The 26,275-nt window shown below is 60.0% G+C and carries 17 protein-coding genes and 2 pseudogenes; 5 read left to right on the forward strand and 14 right to left on the reverse strand.

Annotated features, from left to right (window positions below; translation table 11 throughout):
• Positions 1 to 2: 2 nt before the first annotated feature.
• The 4 genes from ACZ9BB_RS00605 to ACZ9BB_RS00620 all read right to left on the reverse strand — a co-directional run bounded on the left by ACZ9BB_RS00605 (position 3) and on the right by ACZ9BB_RS00620 (position 6,584).
• Positions 3 to 3,104, reverse strand: coding sequence for a multidrug efflux RND transporter permease subunit (locus ACZ9BB_RS00605; protein WP_476212095.1), 3,102 nt, complete (start codon positions 3,102 to 3,104; stop codon positions 3 to 5).
• Positions 3,101 to 4,261 carry an efflux RND transporter periplasmic adaptor subunit gene (locus ACZ9BB_RS00610; RefSeq protein ID WP_476212096.1) on the reverse strand — a complete coding sequence of 387 codons (1,161 nt, stop codon included), beginning with the start codon at positions 4,259 to 4,261 and terminating at the stop codon, positions 3,101 to 3,103. Before ACZ9BB_RS00610 ends, ACZ9BB_RS00605 begins: the two co-directional genes overlap by 4 nt.
• 768 nt (positions 4,262 to 5,029) lie before the next feature.
• Positions 5,030 to 5,278, reverse strand: a complete 249-nt coding sequence (locus tag ACZ9BB_RS00615; RefSeq protein ID WP_476212097.1) for a DUF6124 family protein — start codon at positions 5,276 to 5,278, stop codon at positions 5,030 to 5,032.
• A 337-nt stretch (positions 5,279 to 5,615) separates the two neighbouring features.
• Positions 5,616 to 6,584, reverse strand: coding sequence for a LysR family transcriptional regulator (locus ACZ9BB_RS00620; RefSeq protein WP_476212098.1), 969 nt, complete (start codon positions 6,582 to 6,584; stop codon positions 5,616 to 5,618).
• 360 nt (positions 6,585 to 6,944) lie between these two features.
• Between ACZ9BB_RS00620 and ACZ9BB_RS00625 the strand changes: the two genes are divergently transcribed.
• The 4 genes from ACZ9BB_RS00625 (at position 6,945) to ACZ9BB_RS00640 (ending at position 11,910) form a co-directional block, all read left to right on the forward strand.
• Positions 6,945 to 8,456 carry an efflux transporter outer membrane subunit gene (locus ACZ9BB_RS00625; protein WP_476212099.1) on the forward strand — a complete coding sequence of 504 codons (1,512 nt, stop codon included), beginning with the start codon at positions 6,945 to 6,947 and terminating at the stop codon, positions 8,454 to 8,456.
• A 183-nt stretch (positions 8,457 to 8,639) separates the two neighbouring features.
• A complete protein-coding gene (locus ACZ9BB_RS00630) occupies positions 8,640 to 10,832 on the forward strand; it encodes an FUSC family protein (protein ID WP_476212100.1) in 2,193 nt (730 codons plus the stop codon).
• Complete coding sequence (locus tag ACZ9BB_RS00635; RefSeq protein WP_008010624.1) at positions 10,822 to 11,022, forward strand: DUF1656 domain-containing protein; 201 nt, start codon at positions 10,822 to 10,824, stop codon at positions 11,020 to 11,022. The genes ACZ9BB_RS00630 and ACZ9BB_RS00635 overlap by 11 nt, the downstream gene beginning before the upstream one ends.
• A gap of 24 nt (positions 11,023 to 11,046) precedes the next feature.
• Entirely contained in the window at positions 11,047 to 11,910 is an 864-nt protein-coding gene (locus ACZ9BB_RS00640; RefSeq protein ID WP_476212101.1) for an efflux RND transporter periplasmic adaptor subunit, read from the forward strand.
• Between the two features lie 147 nt (positions 11,911 to 12,057).
• Here the strand turns inward: ACZ9BB_RS00640 and ACZ9BB_RS00645 are convergent, their stop codons facing one another.
• Genes ACZ9BB_RS00645 through ACZ9BB_RS00655 form a run of 3 tightly spaced genes read right to left on the reverse strand, consistent with a single transcriptional unit; the run spans position 12,058 to position 13,834 of the window.
• The gene (locus ACZ9BB_RS00645) at positions 12,058 to 12,456 is read right to left on the reverse strand and encodes a DUF4440 domain-containing protein (RefSeq protein ID WP_476212102.1); all 399 of its coding nucleotides are present in this window, start codon (positions 12,454 to 12,456) and stop codon (positions 12,058 to 12,060) included.
• 56 nt (positions 12,457 to 12,512) lie between these two features.
• Complete coding sequence (locus tag ACZ9BB_RS00650; RefSeq protein ID WP_476212103.1) at positions 12,513 to 13,337, reverse strand: SDR family oxidoreductase; 825 nt, start codon at positions 13,335 to 13,337, stop codon at positions 12,513 to 12,515.
• 32 nt (positions 13,338 to 13,369) lie between these two features.
• Complete coding sequence (locus tag ACZ9BB_RS00655) at positions 13,370 to 13,834, reverse strand: multidrug transporter (protein WP_476212104.1); 465 nt, start codon at positions 13,832 to 13,834, stop codon at positions 13,370 to 13,372.
• A 178-nt stretch (positions 13,835 to 14,012) separates the two neighbouring features.
• Here ACZ9BB_RS00655 and ACZ9BB_RS00660 point away from each other — a divergent pair.
• Positions 14,013 to 16,745: pseudogene (locus tag ACZ9BB_RS00660) on the forward strand (RHS repeat domain-containing protein).
• A 74-nt stretch (positions 16,746 to 16,819) separates the two neighbouring features.
• Here ACZ9BB_RS00660 and ACZ9BB_RS00665 read toward each other — a convergent pair.
• From ACZ9BB_RS00665 to algG, 7 genes and pseudogenes are all read right to left on the reverse strand, one after another.
• A complete protein-coding gene (locus tag ACZ9BB_RS00665) occupies positions 16,820 to 18,271 on the reverse strand; it encodes a mannose-1-phosphate guanylyltransferase/mannose-6-phosphate isomerase (protein WP_476212105.1) in 1,452 nt (483 codons plus the stop codon).
• Between the two features lie 123 nt (positions 18,272 to 18,394).
• Positions 18,395 to 19,051, reverse strand: a complete 657-nt coding sequence (locus tag ACZ9BB_RS00670; protein ID WP_476212106.1) for an alginate O-acetyltransferase AlgF — start codon at positions 19,049 to 19,051, stop codon at positions 18,395 to 18,397.
• Between the two features lie 15 nt (positions 19,052 to 19,066).
• Positions 19,067 to 20,242: an alginate O-acetyltransferase gene (locus ACZ9BB_RS00675; protein WP_476212107.1), complete on the reverse strand. Its 1,176-nt coding sequence runs from the start codon at positions 20,240 to 20,242 to the stop codon at positions 19,067 to 19,069.
• Between the two features lie 11 nt (positions 20,243 to 20,253).
• Positions 20,254 to 21,820 (reverse strand): annotated as a pseudogene (locus ACZ9BB_RS00680) (MBOAT family O-acyltransferase).
• A 247-nt stretch (positions 21,821 to 22,067) separates the two neighbouring features.
• Positions 22,068 to 23,198, reverse strand: coding sequence for a mannuronate-specific alginate lyase (locus ACZ9BB_RS00685; RefSeq protein WP_476212108.1), 1,131 nt, complete (start codon positions 23,196 to 23,198; stop codon positions 22,068 to 22,070).
• A gap of 11 nt (positions 23,199 to 23,209) precedes the next feature.
• Complete coding sequence (locus tag ACZ9BB_RS00690; RefSeq protein ID WP_476212109.1) at positions 23,210 to 24,661, reverse strand: alginate O-acetyltransferase; 1,452 nt, start codon at positions 24,659 to 24,661, stop codon at positions 23,210 to 23,212.
• A 10-nt stretch (positions 24,662 to 24,671) separates the two neighbouring features.
• Complete coding sequence (gene algG / locus ACZ9BB_RS00695) at positions 24,672 to 26,261, reverse strand: mannuronan 5-epimerase AlgG (protein ID WP_476212110.1); 1,590 nt, start codon at positions 26,259 to 26,261, stop codon at positions 24,672 to 24,674.
• Positions 26,262 to 26,275 lie beyond the last annotated feature (14 nt).

The following is a 26,275-nucleotide window of genomic DNA, read 5'->3' on the forward strand; positions in this document are numbered from 1 at the left end:
CCTCAGTCTGTGGTCGCCATCGCCTGCAGCGGTGCGGGCTTAGGCCGATGGAATAGCCGCTCAAGCCACAAGTATATGACCGGCGTGGTGAACAGCGTCAGCGCCTGGCTCACCAGCAAGCCGCCGACCACCGCGATCCCCAATGGCTGGCGCAGTTCGGCGCCGGTGCCGTAGCCGAGCATCAGCGGCAGGGCGCCGAGCAGGGCGGCGAGGGTGGTCATGATGATTGGCCGGAACCGTGTCATGCAGGCCTCATAGATCGCCTCTTCCGGCGGCAGGCCACGGTTGCGCTGGGCTTCCAGCGCAAAGTCGATCATCAGAATGCCGTTCTTCTTCACGATACCGATCAACAGCACGAGACCGATCAGCGCCATGATCGAAAAGTCCTGGCCGCAAATCCACAGCATGACCACCGCACCGAGCCCCGCCGAGGGCAGGGTCGAAATGATCGTCAGTGGGTGCACGAAGCTTTCGTACAGCACGCCAAGAATGATGTACACCGCCACCAGCGCCGCCAGAATCAGCCACGGCTGGCTGGCCAGCGAACTCTGGAAGGCCTGGGCTGCGCCCTGGAAATTACCGCTGATGGCCACCGGCATGCCGATGTCGGTCTTGGCCTGATTGAGCATGATCACTGCATCGCCCAACGCGACGCCCGGTGCCAGGTTGAATGACAGGTTGGCCGCCGGGAACATGCCGTCATGGGCGATGGACAGCGGGCCGATGGTCGGCGCATCGAATTTCGCCAGCGCCGAGAGCGGCACCATCTCTCCACTCAACGGCGAGCGCAGGTAGAAATAGTTGAGGCTTTCGGCCTTGCCGCGCTGTTTGGTGTCCAGTTCCAGAATCACGTTGTACTGGTTGGTCTGAGTCTGGAATTCGTTGATCTGCCGCTGGCCGAAGGCGTCGTACAGCGCTTCGTCGACATCGCTGGCGGTCAGGCCGAAACGCGCCGCCGCGCTGCGATCGATGCTGATGTGGGTGATGCTGCCGCCCAGTTGCAGGTCGTTGGAAATGTCACGGAATGCCGGGTTGCTGCGCAGTTTTTCCGTCAGGTGCTGGGTCCATGTGCTCAGGAGTGCCCCGTCGTTGCTCTTGAGCACGTATTGGTACTGGGCGCGGCTCGGGCCGGAGCTGAGGTTGATGTCTTGCCCGGCGCGCAGGTACAGCACGATGCCCGGGACTTTCATCAATTGCGGGCGAATCCGGTCGATGAACTGGCTGGCGGACACGTCACGATCACCGCGTTTCTTCAGTGAAATCCAGAACCGTCCGTTGGCGATGGTCTGGTTGCTGCCCGAAACGCCCACCGAATGAGAGAACGTCTCGACGGCGGGATCGGCGGCGACGATTTCGGCCATCGCCAAGTGTTTTTTCACCATGTCGCCGTAGGAAATGTCAGCCGCCGCTTCGGTGGTGCCGAGGACGAAACCGGTGTCCTGCACGGGGAAGAAACCCTTCGGAATGAAAATATATCCCGCGACCGCCAGGCTGAGGGACAAGCCAAACACACCGAGCATCAATTTCTGATGGGCGAGGGCGTGGCGCAGGCCTTTCTCGTACCACGCCAGCAAACGCTCGCCGAAACCCGGTTTGCCATGAGCGTGATGCGCCGGCGCGCGCATGAACAATGCTGCCAGGGTCGGCGCCAGCGTCAGGGACACCACTACCGAAATCATGATGGTCGAGGTGGCGGTCAGGGCAAATTCCTTGAACAGACGCCCGACCACGCCGCCCATGAACAGCAACGGAATGAACGCCGCCACCAGCGAGAAGCTGATGGAAACCACGGTAAAGCCGATCTCGCCGGCACCCTTGATCGCCGCCTCGCGCATGCCGTCGCCGGCCTCCAGATGACGGTGAATGTTCTCCACCACCACTATCGCATCGTCCACCACAAACCCGACAGACACCACAATCGCCACCAGCGTCAGGTTATTCAGGCTGAAGCCCATGATGTACATCAGGGCAAAACTGGCGGTCAGCGACACACCGAGTACCGCTGACACGATCAGCGTCGCTGACAACTGGCGCAGGAACAGCGCCATCACCGCCACCACCAACAGGATCGCGATCAGCAAGGTGATTTCAACTTCATGCAACGAGGCGCGGATGGTCTGGGTGCGGTCGATCAACACTTTGACCTGCACCGAAGCTGGCAGCATGGCCTTCAGCGTCGGCAAGGCCGCTTGAATACGGTCGACGGTCTCGACGATGTTGGCCCCCGGTTGCCGAAAAATCACCAGATTCACCCCCGGCTGACCGTCAGACCAGGCCTGTATGTAGGCGTCTTCTGAACCGTTGACGACTTTGGCCACATCCTTGAGATGAACCGGTGCACCGTTCTTGTAGGAAACGATGAGTTGGCTGTATTCCTCTGGGTGGAATAGCTGGTCGTTGGTGGACAAGGTCGAAATGCTCGACGCGCCGTACAACGCACCCTTGGCCAGGTTGAGGCTGGTCTGCTGGATCGCCAGGCGAATGTCCGCCAGGGTCAGGCCGATGGCGGCGAGTTTATCCGCCGACGCTTGCACGCGGATCGCCGGACGTTGCTGACCGGTAATGTTGACTTGACCTACGCCGTCGATCTGGCTGATCTGACGGGCGAGCAGGGTTTCCACCAGGTCACTGACTTCGGTACCGGGCATTTGCGGCGAGTTGATGCTGAGGATCAGCACAGGGCTGTCGGCCGGGTTGACCTTCCTCCACGTCGGCAGGTTCGGCATGTCTTTAGGCAGTTTGCCGGCGGCAGTGTTAATCGCTGCCTGGACTTCCTGGGCGGCGGTGTCGATGCTTTTATCGAGGGTGAATTGCAGGGTCAGGATGGTCGAGCCCAGGGCGCTGCTTGAGGTCATCTGGGTCACGCCGGGGATGGCGCTGAATTGCACTTCAAGTGGTGTGGCTACCGACGAGGCCATGGTCTCGGGGTTGGCGCCGGGCAGTTGCGCAGCCACCTGGATGGTCGGGAACTCCGCTTCCGGCAGCGGTGCAATCGACAGCCGTGGAAAGGCGATCGCCCCCAGCAGCACCAGGGCAAAGGTCAACAGAACCGTCGCCACCGGATGATCGATGCACCACGTGGAAATCGAACCGTGGCCCTTCATGGTTTCGGCTCCGTTCCCACCACTTGCGGTGGCTCCGTCAGCACTTGCACTGTGGCGCCGGGCTTGAGCCGCGACTGACCGTCGCTGACCAGCACATCGCCCGGTTTCACGCCTTTGATGATGTCCTGGCCGCTGCCTTGATAAACCATCTGTACCTGAACGACTTCGACCTTGTCGCCGTTGAGCCGGTACACGAAGTGTTGATCGAGGCCACGTTGTACGACGGTGGGCGGTACCACCAGTGCATTTTTATCCAGCGCTGTCTGAATCTTTACCGTCACCAGCAGACCCGGCCAGAGTTTCTGTGCGGGGTTGGCGAATTCGGCCTTGGCGCGGATGGTCCCGGTGTTGGCGTTGATCTGATTATCGATCAGGGTCAGATGACCTTCGCCCAGCAGGTTGCCGGTTTCGCCGTCGGTGTCGGCACCGATGTAGGCCTTGACTGGCGTGTGCTGTGGATCGTTGATCAGGCCCTGCAGGGTTGGCAGCATTTGCTGCGGCAGGGAAAACTCCACGGCGATCGGGTCGATCTGGGTCACCGTGAACAGGCCTTGGGTGTCAGTCATGCGCAGGAAGTTGCCTTCGTCCACCGTGCGAATACCGACACGACCGGTGACCGGGGAGCGAATCTGTGTGTAGGAAAGCTGCACCAGAGCGGCGTCGATAGAGGCTTGATTGCCTTGGGCGGTGGCTTTGAGTTGGTTAACCAGGGCTTGTTGCTGGTCGTATGTCTGCTTGGACACGCCATCGTCGACACTCAGCAGTTTGTAGCGTTTGAGGTTGACCTGCGCCACTTGCAGTTGCGCCTGGCTTTCACCCAGTTGCGCCCGGGCCTGGTCGAGGCTGGCGCGGATCGAGCGGTCGTCGATGGTGGCCAGCAGGTCGCCTTGGTTCACCAGTTGGCCTTCTTTGACCAGCAGTCTGGTGAGAATGCCGTCGATTTGCGGGCGTACTACGACGCTGTGTAATGACAGCACCGAACCGATGCCGCTGACGTAGCGGGGCACGTCTTTTTCGGCGACGCTGACCACCCGCACGGGGATGGCGGTGGGGGCAGCCAGTTTGGCAGTGGCGGGCTTGGTGAGGTACCAGGTGCCCAGCGCTGCCAGGGCGATCAGCAGACCTGCAAGCAGGGCGGTTTTTTTCTGAATTCGCATGCGAGTTTGGCGCCGGGCTGGAGGGTCGGGTTTTTTTATCAGGTTTGTATCTTCCTTTATAAACCTGTTCGGCCGTCAGGAAAGTGACCGGTAACTGACGGCGCTGTCAGTTTGGGGCTTTGTTTTGGTCTTGGCGGCCTTCGGGTCGACCATGCTCTTGGTTGGTGGGGTACATATCCGTTGCTGCGGTAACGGCGGCTGGCGGTTTCGCCCTTACGGCGAGTCCCTTTTGTCAAACGCCACAAAAGGAACCAAAAAGTCTCGCCCCAAACATACGGCCCCTCGCTAAGGCTCGGCGTTCCTTCGCTCCGGTATCCATCTGGGGGCATCGCCCTACGGTCTGCTTCGCTACGACCTACATGCGATGAGTTCGACTGCGTCGAACGGCGCTGCGCGCCAATCCCCAGATGAATACCTCCACTCAGCCTCCTGAAGGGGCGGGTGGATCAAGATCAAGAGCGGCAGGCGAGCTAACGCTCGGCCTGTTGAGTGGTGAGGGGCGGGCGGTGTACGCCGGTGGCTTTTCGTAGGAGCGAGGCTTGCCCGCGAAGGCGGCCTGACAGCCGACCAATCCCTTGCAGATGCACACTGATCAACTGTAGGAGCGAGGCTTGCCCGCGAAGACGGCCTGACAGCCAACCAATTTCCCACAGATGTAAACCGATCCAATTGTGGGAACGAGCTGCTCGCGATTGCGATGGGGCAGCCAGCATCAATGTTGAATGTTGAACCGTCATCGCGAGCAAGCTCGACTCCTGCAGGTGCGGGTCAGTCTTGTGGGTCGATGTTGTCCAGTACTCGATTCACCGCCAGTTCGCCCAGCATGATGACCTGCTGGATGCCCAGCATGGTGTTGCGATGAGTGCCTTCGAGAAACCCGGCGAAGTCACTGGCCATGACGCTGGCCGAGGCGAGGGATTCGCAGGCGTAGACCAATAAGGTTTCGGTGGTGGCGTTGGGGGCAACCTGGAACAAGTGGCTGGGGGTGTGAGGGGGATTTGGCGTCGGCTTGAACATAAGTGCATTACTCCATGCTGGGATTAATGGAGCTGCCACTTTTTGTTTTCCAGACAAAAGGGTGGCAGCCGTGCGCGGACTGGAAAAACCGGTCAATCCCAACCAAAACCCGGCAGACCCGAAGGTCTCCCGCGCACAGCCGCCATAACATTGCGAGCAGAAAAAAGCGCCGCAGTATGCCATGTGCTGAGGTAAAGGATTGATCCAGGTTTTCCAGACCTGATCGCTGATGCGTCAGCGACCCCCAAAGCCTACCCATCTCCCGTCCCACACACCAACCGTCAAAACGCGTCGGAAACGTCCCGGAATCCCGGCGATTTGTAGGACCGTCTGTAGCTCAATTCGCCAGCCGAACCCCACCCAAACTCCCACTCAATTCATACGCCGCCAATTCCGCCTGGTGCGCCGCCAATATCTCCGGCAACGACCCACGCAAATACTCAACCCATGTCTTGATCTTCGCATCCAGATACTGCCGCGAAGGATAGATCGCATACAGGTTCAATTCCTGCGAGCGGTAGTTCGGCATCACCCGCACCAGTGTGCCGTTGCGCAACCCTTCTATTGCCGCATACACCGGCAAAATCCCAACCCCCATGCCACTGGTGATCGCGGTTTTCATCGCGTCAGCGGAGTTCACCAAAAACGGTGAGCTGTTGATGGTGACCATTTCCTGGCCTTCAGGGCCGTCGAAGGTCCATTTCTCCAGCGGAATCACCGGGCTCACCAGGCGCAGGCAGGCGTGGTTGAGCAAGTCGCTGGGTTTGTGCGCGCAGCCGTTGGCTTTTACATAGGCGGGCGATGCGCAAACGATGCTGTAGGTGATGCCCAGGCGCTGGGAGACGAAGCCCGAGTCGGGCAGTTCGCTGGCGAGCACGATGGACACGTCATAACCTTCGTCCAGCAAATCCGGCACGCGGTTGGCCATGGTCAGGTCGAAGGTCACGTCCGGGTGGGTCTTGCGGTAGCGGGCGATGGCGTCGATCACGAAGTGCTGACCGATGCCGGTCATGGTGTGCACTTTGAGTTGCCCGGCCGGGCGCGCGTGGGCGTCGCTGGCCTCGGCTTCGGCTTCTTCGACGTAAGCCAGGATCTGCTCGCAACGCAATAGATAGCGCTTGCCGGCCTCGGTCAGGGCGATGCGGCGGGTGGTGCGGTTGAGCAGACGGGTTTGCAGGTGGGCTTCCAGGTTGGAGACCGCGCGCGAGATGTTGGCCGTGGTGGTATCGAGTTGCACGGCGGCGGCGGTGAAGCTGCCGGCCTCGGCCACGCAGCTGAAGGCGCGCATGTTTTGCAAAGTGTCCATGGGGTGCTCTCTTTGGCGATGGCAAATTGTGACACGAAGTTGCTGATTCTTTACAGGCGACTAAAGACGCGACCAAGGGATTATCACGTTAACGGTAACAAAGATTCACAGGAATCCCGGCTTATCGCCAACAAGGCCCACCCCTAGAATTGCGCCCCTGTAGGTGCGGGCTTTTTGTGGCGAGGGGGCTTGCCCCCGTTCGGCTGCGCAGCAGTCGTAAACCGGTCACCGCATTCTGATTGAAGATCGCGGTGACCGGTTTTAGGGTCGCTACGCAACCCAACGGGGGCAAGCCCCCTCGCCACAAAAAGCCCGTTCCCAGAAGTTCTCCGTACCTCTCCATCTCAGGAAATCGCAGCAGTGCCGCGTCGCATCAACAGAGCGCTCAAGACGCTCAATGTTTTGGCTTTAACCCTCGCAATCAGCGGCTGCATCGGAACTGGCGGTATTGCCCCACAGGGCAAGGCACTGGAGGCCAATTCACTGGCCACCGACGCAGCCATTCAGAGCGCCGCGCAAGACGCTCATTGGCCGACCGCCCAATGGTGGCAAACCTACGGCGACCCGCAACTTAACCGCTGGATCGATCTCGCGCTGCAAGGCAGCCCGAGCATGGCCATGGCCGCCGCTCGCGTCCGCCAGGCCAAAGCCATGGCCGGTGTCGCCGAGTCCGCCGAGTCGCTGCAGATCAATGGCCAATCCACCCTCAAGCGCCACAACTGGCCCACCGATCAGTTCTACGGCCCCGGCGAGTTGGCCAATACCACCACTTGGGACAACAACGCCGCCCTGGGTTTCAGCTATGCCCTCGACCTTTGGGGCCGCGAAAGCAACGCCACCGAACGCGCCGTGGACATGGCCCACATGAGCGCCGCCGAGGCACGGCTGGCCCAGCTCGAATTGCAGAACAACATCGTGCGCGCCTACATCGAGCTCTCGTTGCATTACGCACAACGGGACATCGTCGCGGCGACGTTGAAGCAGCAACAGCAAATCCTTGATCTGGCTTCGAGGCGTCTAAACGGTGGTATCGGCACGCATTTCGAAGTCAGCCAGGCCGAAACACCATTGCCGGAAACCCATCGCCAGCTCGATGCGCTGGATGAAGAAATTGCCCTCAGCCGTAACCAACTTGCCGCACTGGCCGGCAAGGGGCCGGGGGAGGGCGCGCAGTTGCAGCGGCCGACGCTGTCATTGGGCACAGCGCTGAAACTGCCCTCGGCATTGCCCGCCGAACTGCTGGGCCAACGCCCGGACGTGGTCGCCAGTCGCTGGGAAGTGGCGGCGCAGGCGCGGGGCATCGAGGTGGCCCACGCCGGTTTCTACCCCAACGTCGACCTGGTCGGCAGCCTCGGCTACATGGCCACCGGCGGCGGGGCGCTGGAGTTTCTGACGGGCAAAAAGCTGAACTACAGCGTCGGTCCGGCGATCTCGTTGCCGATCTTCGACGGTGGCCGCTTGCGTTCGGAGTTGGGTGAAGCCTCGGCCGGTTATGACATCGCCGTGGCCAGGTACAACCAGACGCTGGTCAATGCGCTGAAGAATATCTCCGACCAGTTGATCCGCCGCGAGTCGATGGACAAGCAACAGGCCTTCGCCGCCGAATCGGTGGCCACCGCGCAGAAAACATACGACATCGCGATGATCGCTTATCAGCGTGGGCTCACCGATTACCTCAACGTGCTCAATGCGCAGACCTTGCTGTTCAAGCAGCAACAAGTGCAGCAGCAGGTTCAGGCGGCACGGTTGAGTGCTCATGCCGAGCTGGTGACCGCGTTGGGCGGTGGACTCGGTGCGGGCGACGACGTGCCGAAAGACAGCCAGACCCAGGCGCCAAAACCTCCAGCCCTGCTTGGGAGCATCTTGAAATGAGCATGCTATTTCAGGTTCACCCGAATTTGTGGCGAGGGAGCTTGCTCCCGCTGGAGTGCGCAGCACTCACGAAATCAGCATGGGTCACCAGCATTTTGGGGCCGCTGCGCAGCCCAGCGCGAGCAAGCTGGCTCGCCACATGACCTCGCTTGTCTCAAGACTTTCCTAAGTGAGCACAATTTCATGACTCCCTTGCCCGCACCTTTGCGCTGGCTGTATTCCCTTGAATGGCGCCGGGGGTTCTTCGACTGGGCGCGCAGCGACGGCGTGACCTGGGTCTACATTTTCAAGGTGCTGTTCGCCGCGTTCCTGACCTTGTGGCTGGCTATGCGCCTGGAGCTGCCGCAACCGCGCACCGCGATGATCACCGTGTTCATCGTCATGCAACCGCAAAGCGGCCAGGTGTTCGCCAAGAGTTTCTATCGTTTTCTCGGCACGTTGGCCGGGTCGGCGGTGATGGTCGCGCTGATTGCCTTGTTTGCGCAGAACACTGAACTGTTCCTCGGCTCGCTGGCGATCTGGGTGGGCATTTGCTCGGCCGGCGCGGCGCGTTATCGCAACTTTCGCGCCTATGGATTTGTACTCGCCGGTTATACAGCGGCGATGGTCGGATTGCCCGCTCTGGCGCATCCGGACGGCGCGTTCATGGCGGCAGTCTGGCGCGTGCTGGAAATCTCCTTGGGGATTCTCTGCTCGACACTGGTCAGCGCCGCGATCCTGCCGCAAACCGCCAGCGCCGCGATGCGTAATGCGTTGTATCAACGCTTCGGTGTGTTTGCCTTATTCGTCACCAATGGCTTGCGCGGTCGTAGCCAACGCGAAGCTTTCGAAGCTGACAATGTGCGCTTCATCGCCGAGGCCGTCGGGCTGGAAGGCTTGCGCAGCGTGACGGTGTTCGAAGACCCGCACATGCGTCGGCGCAATGGTCGGCTCAGTCGCTTGAACAGCGAATTCATGGGCATTACCACGCGCTTCAATGCCCTGCATCAGTTGCTCGAACGCTTGCGCGGCAGCGGCACCGATCAGGTTGTTGCGGCGATCAAACCGGGGTTGCAGGACTTGGCCGAAGTGCTCGACGGTTTCAGTGGCCGCGCCCTGACCAGTCCCGATGCTGCGCGCCTGGTCACCGCGCTTGCCCAGTACAAGGAAGGCTTGCCGGCGCGAGTGCGCAGCCTGCGGTCGAGCTTTCAGGAGAGCGAGCCGAGCGACGCCGAGCAGCTGGATTTCCACACCGCGTACGAGCTGCTTTATCGCTTCGTCGATGACCTGCACAGTTATGCACAGACCCACGCGTCGCTCGCCGATCACAGCCACGAGCGGGAGCGCTGGGATGAACCCTTCACCCCGCAAACCAACTGGCTGGCCTCGGCGGCGTCGGGGATTCGCGCAGCGTTCATCCTCGTGGTGCTTGGCAGTTACTGGGTGGCCACCGCGTGGCCGAGCGGGGCGACCATGACCCTGATCGCCGCCGCTACCGTAGGCCTTTCAGCGGCGACGCCGAACCCCAAGCGCATGGCGTTTCAGATGGCCTGCGGGACTTTACTCGGGGCGCTGATCGGTTTCGCCGAGATGTTTTTCATCTTCCCGTGGATCGATGGCTTTCCATTGCTGTGCGTGATGCTCGCACCAGTCATCGTACTCGGCTCGTTCCTGACGTCGCGACCGCAATACGCCGGGGTTGGCCTGGGGTTGCTGATCTTTTTCAGCACCGGTTCAGTGCCGGACAACCTCACGGTTTACAACCCTTACGCCTTCATCAACGACTACATTGCCATGATCATGGGCATGCTGGTGTGCGCGGCGGCCGGGGCGATCATTCTGCCGCCCAACAGTCGCTGGTTATGGCGGCGCCTGGAGCAGGATTTGCGTGGGCAGGTGGTGTACGCCATCAGCGGCAAACTCAAGGGCCTGGCGTCAAGTTTCGAAAGCCGCACGCGGGACCTTCTGCACCAGGCCTACGGTCTTGCCGCGGGACAACCGCAGGTGCAACGGGACTTGCTGCGCTGGATGTTCGTGGTGCTGGAAATCGGCCACGCGATCATCGAGTTGCGCAAGGAACAGGCGATTCTGCCGGTGCATCCCGCTTATGCAGAGTCCCAGCCGTGGCGTCAGTCGATCCGTGCGATGGGGCGTTCGCTGGTGCGGCTGTTTCTGCAACCCAATAACAACAATCTCGACCGGGCATTGATCGCCGTCGACCATGCAATCAGCTGCGTGCAAGCCACCGATGAACCCTTCGCGCCGCACTTCGATACTTCCGCCCTGCGCCGGGTAAAGAGCTACCTGCACTTCATCCGTACTTCGTTGCTTGATCCGCAATCGCCTCTTGCCAGCTATGCCACCGCCAAGCCCCAAGGACTTGAACATGCCTCGTGAAATCGCCTTCCACGGCGTCTATATGCCAACCATGACCCTGATGTTTTTCATCGCGGCGGCGCTGGCCTGGGCACTTGACCGATGCCTGTCCGGGTTCGACCTGTACCGCTTCTTCTGGCACCCGGCGCTGCTGCGCCTGAGCCTGTTTACCTGTCTGTTCGGCGCCTTGGCGCTGACTGTCTACCGTTGACTCTCTAACACTGAGAATGCCCTGATGAAAAAGCTTTTCAGCCTGCTCGCGACCCTGCTGGTGCTGGCCCTCGCCCTGTGGATCGGCCGGACCCTGTGGGTGCATTACATGAACACCCCCTGGACCCGTGACGGCCGGGTGCGCGCCGATATCATCAACGTCGCTGCCGACGTGACCGGGGAAGTGGTGGATGTGCCGGTGCGCGACAACCAGCTAGTGAAGAAGGGCGATTTGCTGATGCGCATCGATCCCGAGCACTACCGCATCGCGGTGAAACAGGCGCAGTCGCTGGTGGCCTCGCGCAAAGCCACGTGGGAGATGCGCAAGGTCAACGCCCATCGCCGCGCCGACCTCGACAACCTGGTGATTTCCAGGGAAAACCGCGACGACGCCAGCAACATCGCCGACTCGGCCCTGGCCGATTACCAGCACGCCCAGGCACAACTGGAAGCCGCCGAACTGAACCTCAAACGCACCGAAGTGCGCGCGGCGGTGGACGGCTATGTGACCAATCTCAACGTCCATCGCGGCGACTACGCACGCATCGGCGAAGCGAAAATGGCCGTGGTCGACATGAACTCGTTCTGGGTCTACGGCTTCTTCGAGGAAACCAAGCTGCCGCATGTGAAGGTTGGCGATAAGGCCGACATACAATTGATGAGCGGCGAAGTGCTCAAGGGCCATGTGGAAAGCATTTCCCGCGGGATCTACGACCGTGACAATCCGGAAAGCCGCGAGTTGATCGCCGATGTGAATCCGACGTTCAACTGGGTGCGTCTGGCGCAGCGGGTGCCGGTGCGGATTCACATTGATGAAGTGCCGGAGGGCGTGCTGTTGGCGGCGGGGATTACTTGTACCGTTGTGGTGAAACAAGAAAGTGGCGAATAACCTTGTGGCGAGGGGGCTTGCCCCCGTTGGGCTGCGCAGCAGCCCCAAAACCTGCAACCCCGTTCTTCCAGATGTACCGCATGCTCTGGTTTTGCGCCGGCTTCGCCGCCGAACGGGGGCAAGCCCCCTCGCCACAAGGGCACGGTTTCAGCCCTGACAAAACGTCTCATGCAGATGCCGCCAAACCACCTTGCCATCGGCCTGTTTTTCAAACACCACCGAGGATCGCCGGTCAGAATGCAGCCCTGTCGCATCGGTCTGCTGCTCGCGATAACTCACCACTGCGCCATCGTCGTACAGCGCGACACCTCGCAACTCGCTGAGCTCAATCCTGAACCCGAGCTTTTTCCCGCCCGCCAGTAGAAACAGTTCGTTCAACGCCTCGAAATCCAGCACCCGGCCCAACGGCGAGATCATGGAAAACTGTGGTGAAAAACGCAGGAGCAATTGTTCAAGCTCGGATTCGTCTCGCTCTTCGGCCAACCATTGTTCGATGGCTATGTGAGCCTGGATCACTTCGTCAAAGTATTCGGTGTAGTCGGTCATGTTGTTTCCTGAAGTTCTGTGGTGTCTGTTCCGACGCCTTCGCGGGCAAGCCGGTCTTAGAGTTGCCCCTTCAACCCGAACCGCTTCATCAACCCCGACTCCAGTAACCCTTTAGGCAACAACCCCGCCATCAACGGCAACGCCCGGCTGCCATTGCCCAAGCGAACCAGACGTGGCGGTTTGCTTTGCTGTACAGCCTTGAGCAAACCGGCGGCAAATTCACTGGCCGGCGTCGGTTTGTCCTGAGAGGCCTTGGCCCGTGCACGAATGCCTTCACGCAGTGGAAACCACGGTGACTGTTCGGTGATCAGTTGCTCGGCTTCGTGGCCGGCATTCTTGGCGAAGCTGGAGGCGATAGCCCCTGGCTGAACTTCCATGACCCGTACACCGAACGGTGCCAATTCCATGCGCAGCGCATCGCTCAAGGCATGCACCGCGGCTTTCGAGGCGCAGTAGGCGCCAGCAAATGGCGTGACCAGAACCCCGGAAACGCTGCCGATGTTCACCACCAGGCCCCTGGCGCGACGCAGCACCGGGAACATCGCGCGAGTCACGCCAACGATCGCAAACACGTTGGTTTCGAATTGCCGCTGCATGGCCGGCACACCACCATCGAGCAGGGGGCCCATGGCGCCATAGCCGGCGTTGTTGATCAGCACATCGAGGCCGCCCAGTTGCTGATTGATCCGCTCGCTCAGCTGTTCGAGCGCCGCGGCATCGTTAACGTCCAGTTGCACGGCAGTGAACCCGGCGGCGGTCAGGGCCGTCACATCTTCAGCCTTGCGGGCGCTGGCCCAGACGTCGTAACCGGCACTTTTGAAAGCGTCGGCGAGGGCGCGGCCAATGCCGCTGGAACAACCGGTAATCAACGCAACGGGCATGGCGCGGTCCTTGTGCAAAAAGAAGAGGGGGATCAGTCGGAGAAACTACCCTGCAAACGCTCGGCGCGAAACTCCAGGGTTTGCGGGCGATAACCGGGGCGCAGGGGCGGCATAGGCAAACAGTCTTCCCAATTGCCGCCGGCCTGCAATTCGCCGGGGCCGCGATAACGTGGTGCGGCGTATTGATTGTCGGCCAGATTGACCGTATCGCCCGGTGCATAAGCGGCGACACGCCAGCGCAACTCGGTCAGCGGTACGTCGTTGCCGTTGTTCATCGTCAGTTTCAATGGGCGATCCGCCGGGCAGTGCTCGGGCGCGTAGGTGATGCGCAGCTCAAGGCGTGCCAGTTGCTTGACTTCGCGGTTGTCCAGCCAGATCACCCAGGTCGCCACCAGGGCCAATCCGACAGCCGCAGCCATGGAAACCGGCACGGCCTTGGCCGGGTAGCGCAGCAAAAGGATCAGCCAGGTGATGACCAGCAGGACGCCGATGAACATGTGGGAATGCTCCTTGAACTCATAAACACCATCCTACCGAAGGGGCGCGGGAATGGACATTCGGTGATTAAGGCAATTTACCGCCGGTCGGTACTGCAATTTCTGACAGTAGCCTGTAGTGCTCTCGATACGTTAGAAGACATTGGTCAACAGGGCAGTATTTTGGCGGACGATGGCAATGGGAATGCACCACAGAACACCAAAATTGTCCGTCGTCGACCCGCGCGGCTTGACGATCCGTTCGGTGGATTATTGGCGCGCCGTCGAAAACCTGCCCACTGAAGCACGCATCAATCGCACGGCCCATGATGCTGCGGGCCACCCGATAAAACAGTGGGATCCGCGGCTTTGGGCATTGCAGGTTGAAGATCCTCTGACACCCGCCAATTCAACGACCGTGCATTCTCTGTCCGGCCATGCGCTTTGTACCGTCAGCGTCGATGCTGGATTGCAACTGAGCCTGCCCGGTCTGGGCGACGAGATTTTGCTGGCATGGGACAGCCGAGGTACACAACGCGAGGTTGAATACGACGACCTGCTTCGTCCCGTGGCAGTGATCGAGCAGGGTACAGCTGAGCCGCGAAGGTCCATTGAACGCATGACCTATGGCGGTCCCGATCATGGCGACCAGAATCAATGCGGGTAGTTGATCCGTCATGACGATCCCGCCGGGACGGAGCTGTTCGAGGCATTTTCGATCACCGGCCAATGCGTGAGGCAAGTCCGTCACTTCACCCTGGACCCTGTTGCCCCCGACTGGCCGGAGTTGGAAGCCGATCGCGAGCGGCTGCTTGAGCCCGGTGACGGTGCGTCGTCGACGTGGCGTTTCGGTCCACAGGGGCATGTGCTGGAACAGACCGATGCCAAGGAGAATCGTCAGACCTTCCACCTGACGCTTGATGGACAGTTGCGTGAGGCGCGACTGCAACTCCATGGGCTGACAACCTGGCAAACGCTGGTGCGCGATATTCGGTATAGCGCGCAGGGTCAGGTCGAACACGAAACCGCTGGTAACAACGTACAGACGACCCTCGTTTACCGCCCCGAAGACGGTCTGCTGATGGAGCGCCGGGCACAGGATGCCAGTGCCGGACTGTTGCAACACCTGATCTACGATTATGACCGGATGGGCAATGTTCTGAGCATCGAGGACAGGGCACTGTCGGTGCGTTACTTCAATAACCAGCGCATCGATCCCATCAGTCGCTATATCTACGACAGCCTGTATCAATTGATCGAAGCCTACGGCTGGGAGGAGGGCACTCTCCAGCAGGGGCCGGTGTCGGTGGGGCGGGTCGATCCGGCGGCGGTCAGCAACTATCGCCAGACCTTCCGCTATGACGAGGGCGGGAACCTGCTGACGCTGACGCACGTCGGCACGCAGAGTCGGGGGCGCGAACTGAAAGCGGCCCTCTACAGCAATCGTTGTCTGCCCTGGCGCAACGGTGTGCCGCCGACCGAAGAGGACATCGCCGCGGCGTTCGACGCCAAGGGCAATTTGCTGGAGCTGGATCAGGGACGGATCCTGAATTGGGATCTGCGTAATCAGTTGCAGTCTGTCAGCCCGGTGGAACGCGTCTCCGGGCTCAATGACAGGGAGTCCTATGTCTACGATGGCGGTGGGCAGCGGGTACGCAAAATCCGCTCATTACAGACCAATGCCCGGACCGTGGTGGCTGAAGTGCGTTATCTGCCGGGGCTTGAGATGCGCAGCGATAACGGCACGGGAGAAGTATTGCAGGTCATCAGCGCCCAGGCGGGACTCAATAGCGTGCGAGTGCTGCATTGGGAAACAGCGCCACCGTCCGGTATCGCCAACGATCAATACCGCTACAGCCTGGTCGATCACCTGAAATCCTGCACGCTGGAACTGGCCGACGACGTGCGAATTATCAGTCAGGAAACTTACTATCCCTTTGGCGAAACGGCTTGGTTTGCCGGGGCGGGCGTCGTTGAAGCGAGTTATAAAACCATTCGTTATTCGGGCAAGGAACGGGATGCAACGGGGCTTTATTACTACGGGTACCGCTATTACGTCCCGTGGTTGCAGCGCTGGCTGAATGCGGATCCGGCGGGGGAGGTGGATGGGTTGAATTTGTTCTTGATGGTGCTGAATAACCCGGTGACGTTCATTGATTCATTTGGCCTGCAACACGATGTAGTGGGGGACTACGAAATCGACATCGGCAAGCTGCAGCGGATGGGATTGAAAGTTAAGGCAATGAGCGCAAAAGTCGTGATGTTTGACGAAAAGACCGAAAAATTCAAACCCAGCTCCGGGTTCAAAGCGGTGGAGGTGGGTGTGGATGTCAAATACGCCGTTGGCAAGGATGAGCTGAAACGCAGCTTGAAGGAGTACAAGCGCGTGTTCAAGCATGCCTCGAGGATGTTTACGGACTCCAAGACAGGTGAAACCCGGATGAATCTGGAGCTTGGAGAAGGCATCTCATCAGAGATGTTGAAGTTGGCGAATAAGGATTTTCAGAAGCCCCAGATTACCGAGGCGGATCCTGGAGGTGCCTGGCCAAAAAAAATCGTCGAGAACAGGTTCTTTGCGATTTTGAAGAAAGAGGACAGGCTGAAAGCTGCGGGAACCAGGCAAATCTACGCAATTGCGGCAATTTCCACCACGACGCGCATGGGGGCGGCCAGTAATGACACAGACGCCAGGGTGGAGTATTTGGTGGCCAACCCCGCTTCCCAGCTGAAGGCAAACGAACTGAAAATTGCCGCGGATGTCGGGGTCATGTCGAAAGACGCCTCGCATGTACGAGGCGTGGGCAACTTTCTGACGCTCAAATCGCTGAACAGAATAAACAAGACCAGCAAGTTGGTAAAAATTACTACTCGAGCGGTCAACCCAAGGTCAGCGGCCATTGCCTCGAGATCGGGTGCCACATGGAAGGGATAGAAAAAGCCCCCACCCAACCCACTGCGGATAGGGAACGCAGCGGGCTGGACGGGGGCTTCTTGTCTTACTGAGCGTTACTGCGCGATGGTTTTCACCGACACGCCGCGCTCGATCGGGGTGGAGCGACCGTAGATATCTTCAAACCGCTCGATATCGTCTTCACCCAGGTAGCTGCCCGATTGCACTTCGATGATCTCGAGTGGAATCTTGCCCGGGTTGCGCAGACGGTGAACCGAGGCGATCGGGATGTAGGTCGACTGGTTTTCAGTGAGCAGGAACACGTTTTCGTCGCAGGTCACTTCAGCAGTGCCGCTGACCACGATCCAGTGTTCGGCGCGGTGGTGGTGCATTTGCAGCGACAGGCACGCGCCCGGCTTGACCGAGATGCGCTTGACCTGGAAGCGGCCGCCCATGTCCACCGAGTCATAGGAGCCCCACGGACGATAGACTTCGCAGTGGGTCTGGGTTTCGCTGCGGCCCAGTTCGTTGAGGGTGTTGACCATCTGTTTGACGCCTTGGACCTTGTCCTTGTGGGCGATCATCATGGCGTCCTTGGTTTCGACCACCACGATGTTTTCCAGGCCGATCACCGACACCAGTTTGCCGTTGCCGTGGATCATGCAGTTTTTGCTGTCCTGGATGACCACGTCGCCTTTGGTGACGTTGCCGTTGGCGTCTTTTTCATTCACTTCCCACAGCGACGACCAGCAACCGACATCGCTCCAGCCTGCCGTCAGCGGTACAACACAGGCGCGCTGGGTTTTTTCCATGACCGAATAGTCGATGGAATTGTCCGGGCAGCAGGCGAAGGTGGCGGCATCGATGTCGACGGTATCGGCATCCTGCGCGCTACGTTCCAGCGTCAGTACACAGGTATCGTAGATGTCCGGATCGTGCTTTTTCAGCTCTTCGAGGAAACGGCTGGCGCGGAACAGGAACATGCCGCTGTTCCAGAAGTAACCACCGGACTGGACGAACTCGGTAGCGCGTTTCACGTCTGGTTTTTCGACGAAGTGCGAGACGCGGCTGACGCCTTCCGGCAGCAGGGCATCGTTGGTGGATTTGATGTAGCCGTAACCGGTTTCCGGTTTGGTCGCCGGCACGCCGAACAGCACCATCTCGCCGCGCTCGGCTGCCACGGTGGCCAGGGCCAGGGCGCGTTGCAGGGCTTTCTGGTCTTCCAGCACGTGGTCAGCCGGCAGCACCAGCATCAACTCGTCGCGGCCTTCATTGACCAGCATCATCGCGGTCAGGGCCACGGCCGGCGAAGTGTTGCGGCCAAAGGGTTCCATCAGCACGCGCTGCACGTCCAGGTTGCGGGCGCTCAGCTGTTCGTTGACGATGAAACGGTGTTCCTTGTTGCAGACCACGATCGGGGTGTCCATGCCTTCGAACACCAGGCGCTCCAGGGTTTGCTGGAACAGCGTTTGTTCGCCGGTCAGGGCGAGGAATTGCTTGGGGAATTGCTTACGCGAAAGCGGCCAAAGACGTGAGCCGCTACCACCTGACAAGATCACCGGAATCATGTTGTTACTCCTTTAAAATCGATTGGTTAGAGCTACTGCGTTCTGTCGTTTCACTCTTGTTCTTGTTCCGTGTCCGAATTGACGCCCCAGTCCCACAGGGGGAGCGTCAATTCGGAGAATTAATCAGCGCGTCGCCACCGGGCGTTTCACCCACACTGGCGACAGGCTGCTGCCGCTGCCGGTGACGTACAGCACCGCGGCTTCGCCTCGTTCCAGGGCAACCGGTTTCACGTCGCCGACTTTGGTGGCGCCGTCGTACAGTGCCAGGCTGACTTTCACCGGGTTGATTTCACGCTCGCCACGGCCCTTGGCCGCTACGGATGGGACCACTTCGGTCTTGCCGTCGGCGGTTTTCAGGGTCAGGGCCTTGTCGCTCAGGTTCTGTACGCGTACCAGGGATTTTTGCTTGTTCTTGAACGGCGGCTCTTCGATCAGTTGCGGCGCACCGCTGGCGTTGTTGACCAGGGTGTAATAGTGATCACCGGCCAGTTTCACCGGCAGGGATTGGCTGCCGATCTTGGCGCTGTAGTCGCCGCCCGGCATGAAGCTGAAGTCAGTGCTGGACAGCGGCGCGACTTCGTTCAGGTTGGTGGTGCCGACAGTGGCGCTGACTTCGGCGTTGCCGGCGTTGTAGACCCGCACGAAGCTGGAGCCTTTCGGTGCGGTCGGGCCGTAGAGGGCGGAGTCACCCGCGGCGAAGGCCTGCATCGACAGCACGCCCATGCCGGCGACGAGGGCTAAGGTCTTGGCGAGACGGCGAGGAGTAGTAGTGAAAGTCATGGAAGTACCTCTCTTTCAGTTTTGCGCCCGGTCGGGCGTCTCGGATTTAGTGTTTGCAGCTACGTTTTGTTGGCGCGCGCCGGCTTGTTTAAGCTCTGCGACCCACTGCGGGTCGGCGTCGCCGATTTCGTTATTCACAGGCAGATATCGTTCAGGGAACTCCCAGATCAGCACTTGTGGCGGGCTGTTCTTGAAAGCATCGCTTTTGAGGTAGCTGAGCATCGGCAGAATCGGGCCGTGGCCGTCTTCGGCGTAATTGACTACGTCGCTGTGCAGCGCTTCTTTCAGCGCACCGACGAAGTTCCAGTTCGGGTTGGCGCTGTAGCTGGTGCCGATCAGCGCTACCGGGACTTCAGTGTTGGCGAACAACGCGTCATCGCCGGCAGGCTGGTCCTGGGCCGCCACGGTGTTGCGCTTCTGCAACGGTTCTGGTGCCGGCATCAGGTTTTCGAACAGCGGGTCCAGCGGCAGGAACAAGCGCAGGTCACCCTTGTGGGTCACCTTCTCTGCAGGCTCGGTGACGAAGTTTTGCGGTTCGCCGCTGAGCGGAGCCTTGTCGGCGATGGTTTTGGCCAGGGTTTCGGCGGCGATTTGCGCGCCTTCCGGGGTCCAGTGGGTGTCGGTGCGCAGGAACACTTGCTGACCGTTCTGCTTGGCTTTTTGCAGCGGGCCGAGCAGGTCGGGGGCGAGGATCTTGTCGGCCGCCACACGAGCGTGGAAGTCCTTGTACAGATTGGCGTGGATACTCGCCGGCTTCTCTTCACCCAAGTGTTCCGGGTACAGACGCGCCTTGGCCGGCACGATCGCCATCACCAGTTGCACGCCTTGCTCTTTCAGGGTCTGGCGTACGCCTTCGACCAGCGCGTAGTTACCTTGCAGGTTCAACTCTTCGTTGACGATCGGGTGGAACTCTTCATCGCTGTAGAGCCACTGATCGCGACCGAGTACCACGCCCGGACGACCTTCATTGAACAGTTTGAAATCCAGCGCGGCCCAAAGGTTGGTGCCCAGGCGCTTGATTGGAAACTCGTCGTCGTAGTGGGTCTCGACGGCTTTGGTCCAGCGACCGTTGAGCACGGTGGCATCGGCATTGGTACTGAAGCCGAAGAAGCTGCGTACCGACCACAGGCCCAGGACCAGCAAGGTCACCAGGAACAGGGCGATGTAGAAGATGCGTAATGAGCGGGTCATAGTCAGATCCCTCAGAACTGGAAGTAAAGGAACGGCGAGAAGCTTTGCGCCGAGAGTTTGAGAATCGAGGCGATGAACAGCAGCAGTACCAGCGCGCGCATCACGTAACGCGACCAGTCGGCAGTCCAGTAGGCCGGTTGCACCTGGGCTTCGACGCCGACGGTGTAGCCAGGCTGGTGGATGCTCGCCGGGTTATCCCCAGGCACCGCTTTGATCAGGCCAGGTTGTGCGCCGGCAGGGCCGTCGTTTTCGACGTTGACCGCAGGCTTGGTCTTGACCGGTGGCTGGTTGGTGTAGAAATCACGCAGACCGAAGAACGCCAGGGTTGCGTACGCCACCACCAGGGTTGCCACCTGCAGGCCGGTGAGGCTGGCCTGGTTGAGTTCCGACAGCGACCATTCGCCGAAGCTGAACATGGCGCCGTACATGCGACCGGCAACGTGCAGGTTTTCGGCGCGGAAGATCACCCAACCCATCACCACCAGCAGGAACGTCAGGGCCCAGCGGATCGGGTTGAAGCTGCGCGGCGAAGTGTTCAGGCCAATGGCTTTTTCGATCGCCAGCCACGTGCCGTGCCAGGCGCCCCAGACGATGTAGGTGATGTTCGCACCGTGCCACAGACCACCGAGCAGCATGGTCAGGAACAGGTTGCGATAAGTCATCAGCGTGCCTTTACGGTTACCGCCGAGGGTGATGTAGAGGTAGTCACGCAGCCAGGTCGACAGGCTGATGTGCCAGCGACGCCAGAACTCGGTGATCGACTGGCTGATGTACGGCTGTTTGAAGTTTTCCATGAAGCGGAAACCCATCATCAAGCCCAGGCCAATCGCCATGTCGCTGTAGCCGGAGAAGTCGAAGTACAGCTGCGCGGTGTAGGCCAGGGCGCCGAGCCAGGCGTCACCGGTAGTCGGGTTTTGCAAGGCGAAGCAATGGTCGGCCACCACCGCCAGGGTATCGGCGATGAATACCTTCTTGATGAAACCTTGCATGAACCGCGTGGCACCTTCGGAGAACTTGTCGAGGGTGTGGGTTGCGGTTGTTGAACTGATCGGCCAGGTCGCGGAAACGCAACACAGGGCCCGCGATCAAGTGCGGGAAAATCGCCACGAATGCGGCAAAGTCGATCAGGTTGCGGGTGGCCGGGGTATCACCGCGGTAGACGTCGATGATGTAGCTGATGGACTCGAAGATGTAGAACGAGATCCCGATCGGCAACAGCACGTGGGTCAGGATGAACGGCGACAGACCGACCGAGGTCATCATCGCGTTGATGCTCTCCACGCCGAAGTTGGCGTACTTGAAGTAGCCCAGGATGCACAAGTCCACCGCGACGCCGAGCAGCAGCCAGCGCTGGGCCGGTTTGGTCCGGACACCGGCGGCGCCAACTTTCAGGCCGATCCAGTAGTTCCACAGCGTGACGGCTGCGAACAGCGCAAGGAAGTCCACACGCCACCAGGCGTAGAACACGTAGCTGGCGATCAGCAGCAGCAAGTTTCGATAGCGTTGCCCGCTCAAGTAGTACAAGCCGAGAAAGATCGGCAAGAACAGAAACAGGAACACGTTGGATGAAAATACCATCCCGATCTCTCCATGTTTAACCAACAGTCAAGGGCCAAGGCCCCCCCAAACCCCCCACGGAAAACCGGGGTGGTTGTATTGCATGCTGTGCACTTACCTGTGGCGAGGGAGCTTGCTCCCGCTGGGGTGCGAAGCGCCCCTGAAACTTGATGACGCGGTGTCTCAATCTATCCGCGTTCACTGGGTTACGACTGCTTCGCAGTCGAGCGGGAACAAGCTCCCTCGCCACAGGGGAATACAGTCAGCTTTAAGAACCTTTGCCTTTTTCATTGGCCGGGTCGTAGACCTTGGTCAAATCGCCGCCGAGGCGGAAGCTCTTGAACGGCTGCATCTTGTGCTTGCGTTCCAGCACATCGGCCGGGCAGGTGTAGAGCGAGCAGAACGGTTCGAGCCAGGCGAATTTCGAATCGACTTTCAAGTCGGTCATGTCCTGGTCCTTGCCGTTTTTCTGCTCGAATTGATCCGGGTCTTTCACCCCGGCGAGCACGCGATCACCCAGGCGTTTCAGTGCGCCGTTGTTTTCCTGGCGCAAATCCACACCGTTGACCTGGGCGAAACTGGCGATCATCGCCAGCGGCGGCAGGGCGTAGTTGTGGTAGGCGAGGGCGCGTTGCTGGCGCTTGAGTTCGTTGGGCAGGAAGCCTTGGGCATCGACCTGATTGGCGCCGACCTTGAATTCCTTCACGGCCCAGTCGAACAGGTCGCGGCGGTTGGTGGCGACTGACGTGGCCATCACCGACCAGGCTGCCCAGTACGAGTGGTTGTTGGTTTGCTCGAGTGGCAGGTTGTCCCAGTCGCTGACCACCTGATCGGCCATTTTGCTGAACCAGGCTTCGATCACCTGCGCTTCTTCCTGGTGGGTGGCCAGTGGATGCGAGTCAGAGAACTTCAGGCGGATATAGGACGAAGCCATGCTGCCCAGCGCCCATTTGCGCATGGACTTGCCGGTATGGTTGAAGTCCCTGGACATCAACGCATCGGCCCTGGCCCAGGCGGTCAGCCAGTTGAGCGTGCATTCCAGTTGTTCCGGGCGACCGTCACGCATGAACTGCATCACTCGCTTGCTGGTGCCACGCTCGATCTTGGTGATGTCGGCGGTGGTGTCGCGGAAGGCTTTTTCCGATGCCTCGTTCAGGGTCGAACGGGACTTGTCGGAGCCTTCGTATTTGCTGCGAAATTGCAGGGCACCGGTGTAGGGCGTCGGCATCGCATCGCAGCCTTCGCTCTTGTCGCCGGTCTTGAATTTATCCACAGGCGCGAAATACCCCTGAGGCGGGCGCAGTGGCGCGGCGGCCTGGGTGGCGCCGGCGAACATCGCCAGAGCCAGCAGGGAGGGCGCGAGTAACTTTTTCAAAGTTCGGGTTTGCATGCAGTTCATAAGAGGTAGCCTCATTGCCCGGCTTGAGCGGTACGCTGCCCGGTGCCGGAGAACACGTTGCGTTTGCAGATTTTCGCTTCGACTTTCTGCGGCGCGGTGCCTGCTTTCTCAGGCCCCTGGACTTCGACGGCCAGCAGATTCTGCGAGGCCCAGTCTTCGTCCGTGCGCAACTCGAAGGCGAAACGCCCGTCGGTGTCGGAAGTTTCCGGTTTGTCGATCTTGATGTCCTCGTGGCGCCCATTCATGTACCAGAGGGTGGCTTGCAAGGTTTTCACCGAAGTGTCGGCGAAGCGGATGTCGACCTGGTGACCGCCGTTGCGCAGGTCCAGGTTCTTGCTGTTGACCATCAATTCGTTTTTGCCCGGTTTGAGCGTGGCGCTGGCGCTCATCTGCGCGTCTTTGCCTTCGCAACCGTTGTCCAGCAGCGCCATCATCTGGCGGTAGATGGTTTCCTGGTCGAGGCGATACAGCGGCGAGAATTCCCAGATGAGGATTTTCGGTGGTTTGGTCTGGAACTCTTCGCTGCCCAGGTACTGCAGCATCGAACCTTCGAAGCCACCGCCGGGGAATGCCACGTTGAGAATGTCGGCGCCGATGGCCTCTTCGAGGAAACCGGCGAAGTTGTAGTTCTTGCCACTGTGGCTGGTGCCGACCAGGGTGATCTGCGGGTTGCCGGAATCACTGAACAGATCGCCATCGCCCGCTTCACCCTTGGGCTCGGTGGTGAACTGATCCATGTACTGGATCGCGTAGCTGGTGCCACAGAGTTGACCGGCCATCTTGTGCAACGTTCCGGTCTTGCCCATGCGACCCGACTTATGGGTTTCGAATTCACGCTTGGGAATGTCGGCGAAGGCTGGCAATTGCTTGACCTTCTCGGCGACGATTTTAGCCGTGCGTTGGGCGCCATACGGCGTCCAGTGCTGGTCGCCTTGGAAATAGAAATCGTGCGCCGGCAGGGTGTCGGGCAGCGATTCGTTGGTCAGCGGCGACAGGTCCGGGACCACGTAGCCCATCTGCGCGAAACGTCCGAGCATGCTCTTGTAGTTGGTCAGCGCCTTGTCGAAATCGAACTTGGCTTTTTCTTCCGGGTTCAGCTTGTTGCGGTTCACCAGGCCACGGGTCGGCTGGTAAACGATGACCAGTTCCACGCCTTTGCTCTTGAACGCATCGTGCAGTTGTTTCATGCGTTTGTAGCCGGCGGGCGTGGTGTCGAACTCGGTGCGCAAGTCTTCCTGTGTACGGAACAGCCAATCGCCCTGGGCCTGCACCAACGTGGTGAAGTTCTGCTGATAGCGGGTGGTGTAGTTCTTCGGGTCGTGGGCTTCGGGGCACAGGTTGCAGCAATCATCGGCCTTGAAGCTGGGTGCTTTGGCATCTTCGGCACGTACGCCAGTGCTGGCCGCGAGAATGCCCGCGGTCAGGGCCGACAGGCTGAGTAATTTGATCAAGTGTGGGTGCATAAAATTATCCTCAGTCCCGCATTTCGGTCTGGCGTTCGACAGGGTCGATCAGCACGGCTTTTTGCTGGCGCACCAGCAGGTCGAGAATTTCATCCTGGCGCTCGCCGAGAATCCCCGAGAAGCTGATGCCGCTGGATTTGGTCGGTGCGAGCATCGACACGCGATACAACTCCACACTCAGCGGCGAGTCGATGGACAGCGGCCCGCTGCCATTGGCGGCCAGTTCACCGCCGACCACGATCAGCGACACCTGGGCGTCGAACGGGTCGAGCTTGATATCCCGGTCGGTGTCGGTCAGGTCTTTGATGTGCCCGTAAACCCCGGTCAGGCCGTTGGCCATCGAGACGTTTTCGTACAGGCGAATGTTCACGCTGTTACGAATACGGATGCCGTGGCGCTGGTTGCTGATCACCTTGTTGCCCCACAACAGGTTGTCGGCACTCTCGTAGAGGGTGATGCCGTCGGTGTGGTTCTTGTAGATCTCGTTGTAGGCGATCAGGTTGTTCACACTGTTACGGTCGATCACCAGCCCCGAGAGATGGTTGTCGTAGCTGCGGTTGTTGAAGATGAAGCTGTCGTTGACCTCACGGGAAATAATGATCCCGTGCTTCTTCTTCGTTCCGTACACCGTGTTGTCGGCGATGATCAGACCGTGGGAACGGTCATGGGGGTCGATGCCGTAGACGATGTTGTCTTTGTAGGTGTTGCCCTTGACCACGAAGTCGCGGGTTTCGTAACAGTAGAAGCCGTACCACATGTCCGAGAACTCGGAGCCGACGATCCAGCCGGTCGGTTCTGGGCGCTTGAGTACCTTGGCCATGTTCGGCGTGTATTGGGAAATACTCACGCCGTAGGACTTACTGTTGGCGTAGCCGAAACTGGCGATCTTGCTGTTGGCGATGTAGGTCTCGGTGCCGCCCCAGGCCAGCAGGAACGGACGGAATTCCTTGGGCGAGGTGAAGGTCGCCGGGCCGTTATCCTTTTCGCGCCAGCCCGTGATTTTGGTGTCACGCACGAACAGCTGACCGTCGTTGACCAGGAACGAACCGGCCTCCTGGGACAGGCGCAACTCCTGGGTCTGCTTGTCGATTTCGAGGATGCCGTGTCTACCGACCACGATCGGCAACTTCGCCAGGAACACGCCCGGCGAGGTTTCGTTGAAGTACTGCTTGGGCAGCTTCCTGGCCAGATCCTTGAGGTTCATGTAGCCGTCGTCGACGAAGATCGCCTGCGGGATGCCATGCTGACGCACCACCCACTCGGCCATCTTGTTGTCGCCGCCGATGAAGTCCTTCAGGGCGTCTTCCTGCATCATCCGGCGCACGCTGATCTTGCCGGGCTTGGTGCGCACGATTTTCGCGGCGATGGCTTCGCTGGTGTAGCCAGAGGTGTCCGGTAGTTTCGGCTTGGCCAGCTCCAGCGGCGCGGTTGGCGCGTCGCTGACGGTGTAGGTCTTGGCCTGTTGCAATCCTTTGGCCGTGGTCGTCGGTTTTCCCTGTTGCACAGGCTTGGCCGGTTCGACGGTGGCGAAGGCTGCTGCGCTGGCCAGCAGCAGGGCGCCGGCCAGCAGGCTGATCGAGCCTTTCTTGGCGCTGTTCATGTCGGGCACTCCCT

This window comes from Pseudomonas sp. TE3552, from assembly GCF_056278945.1.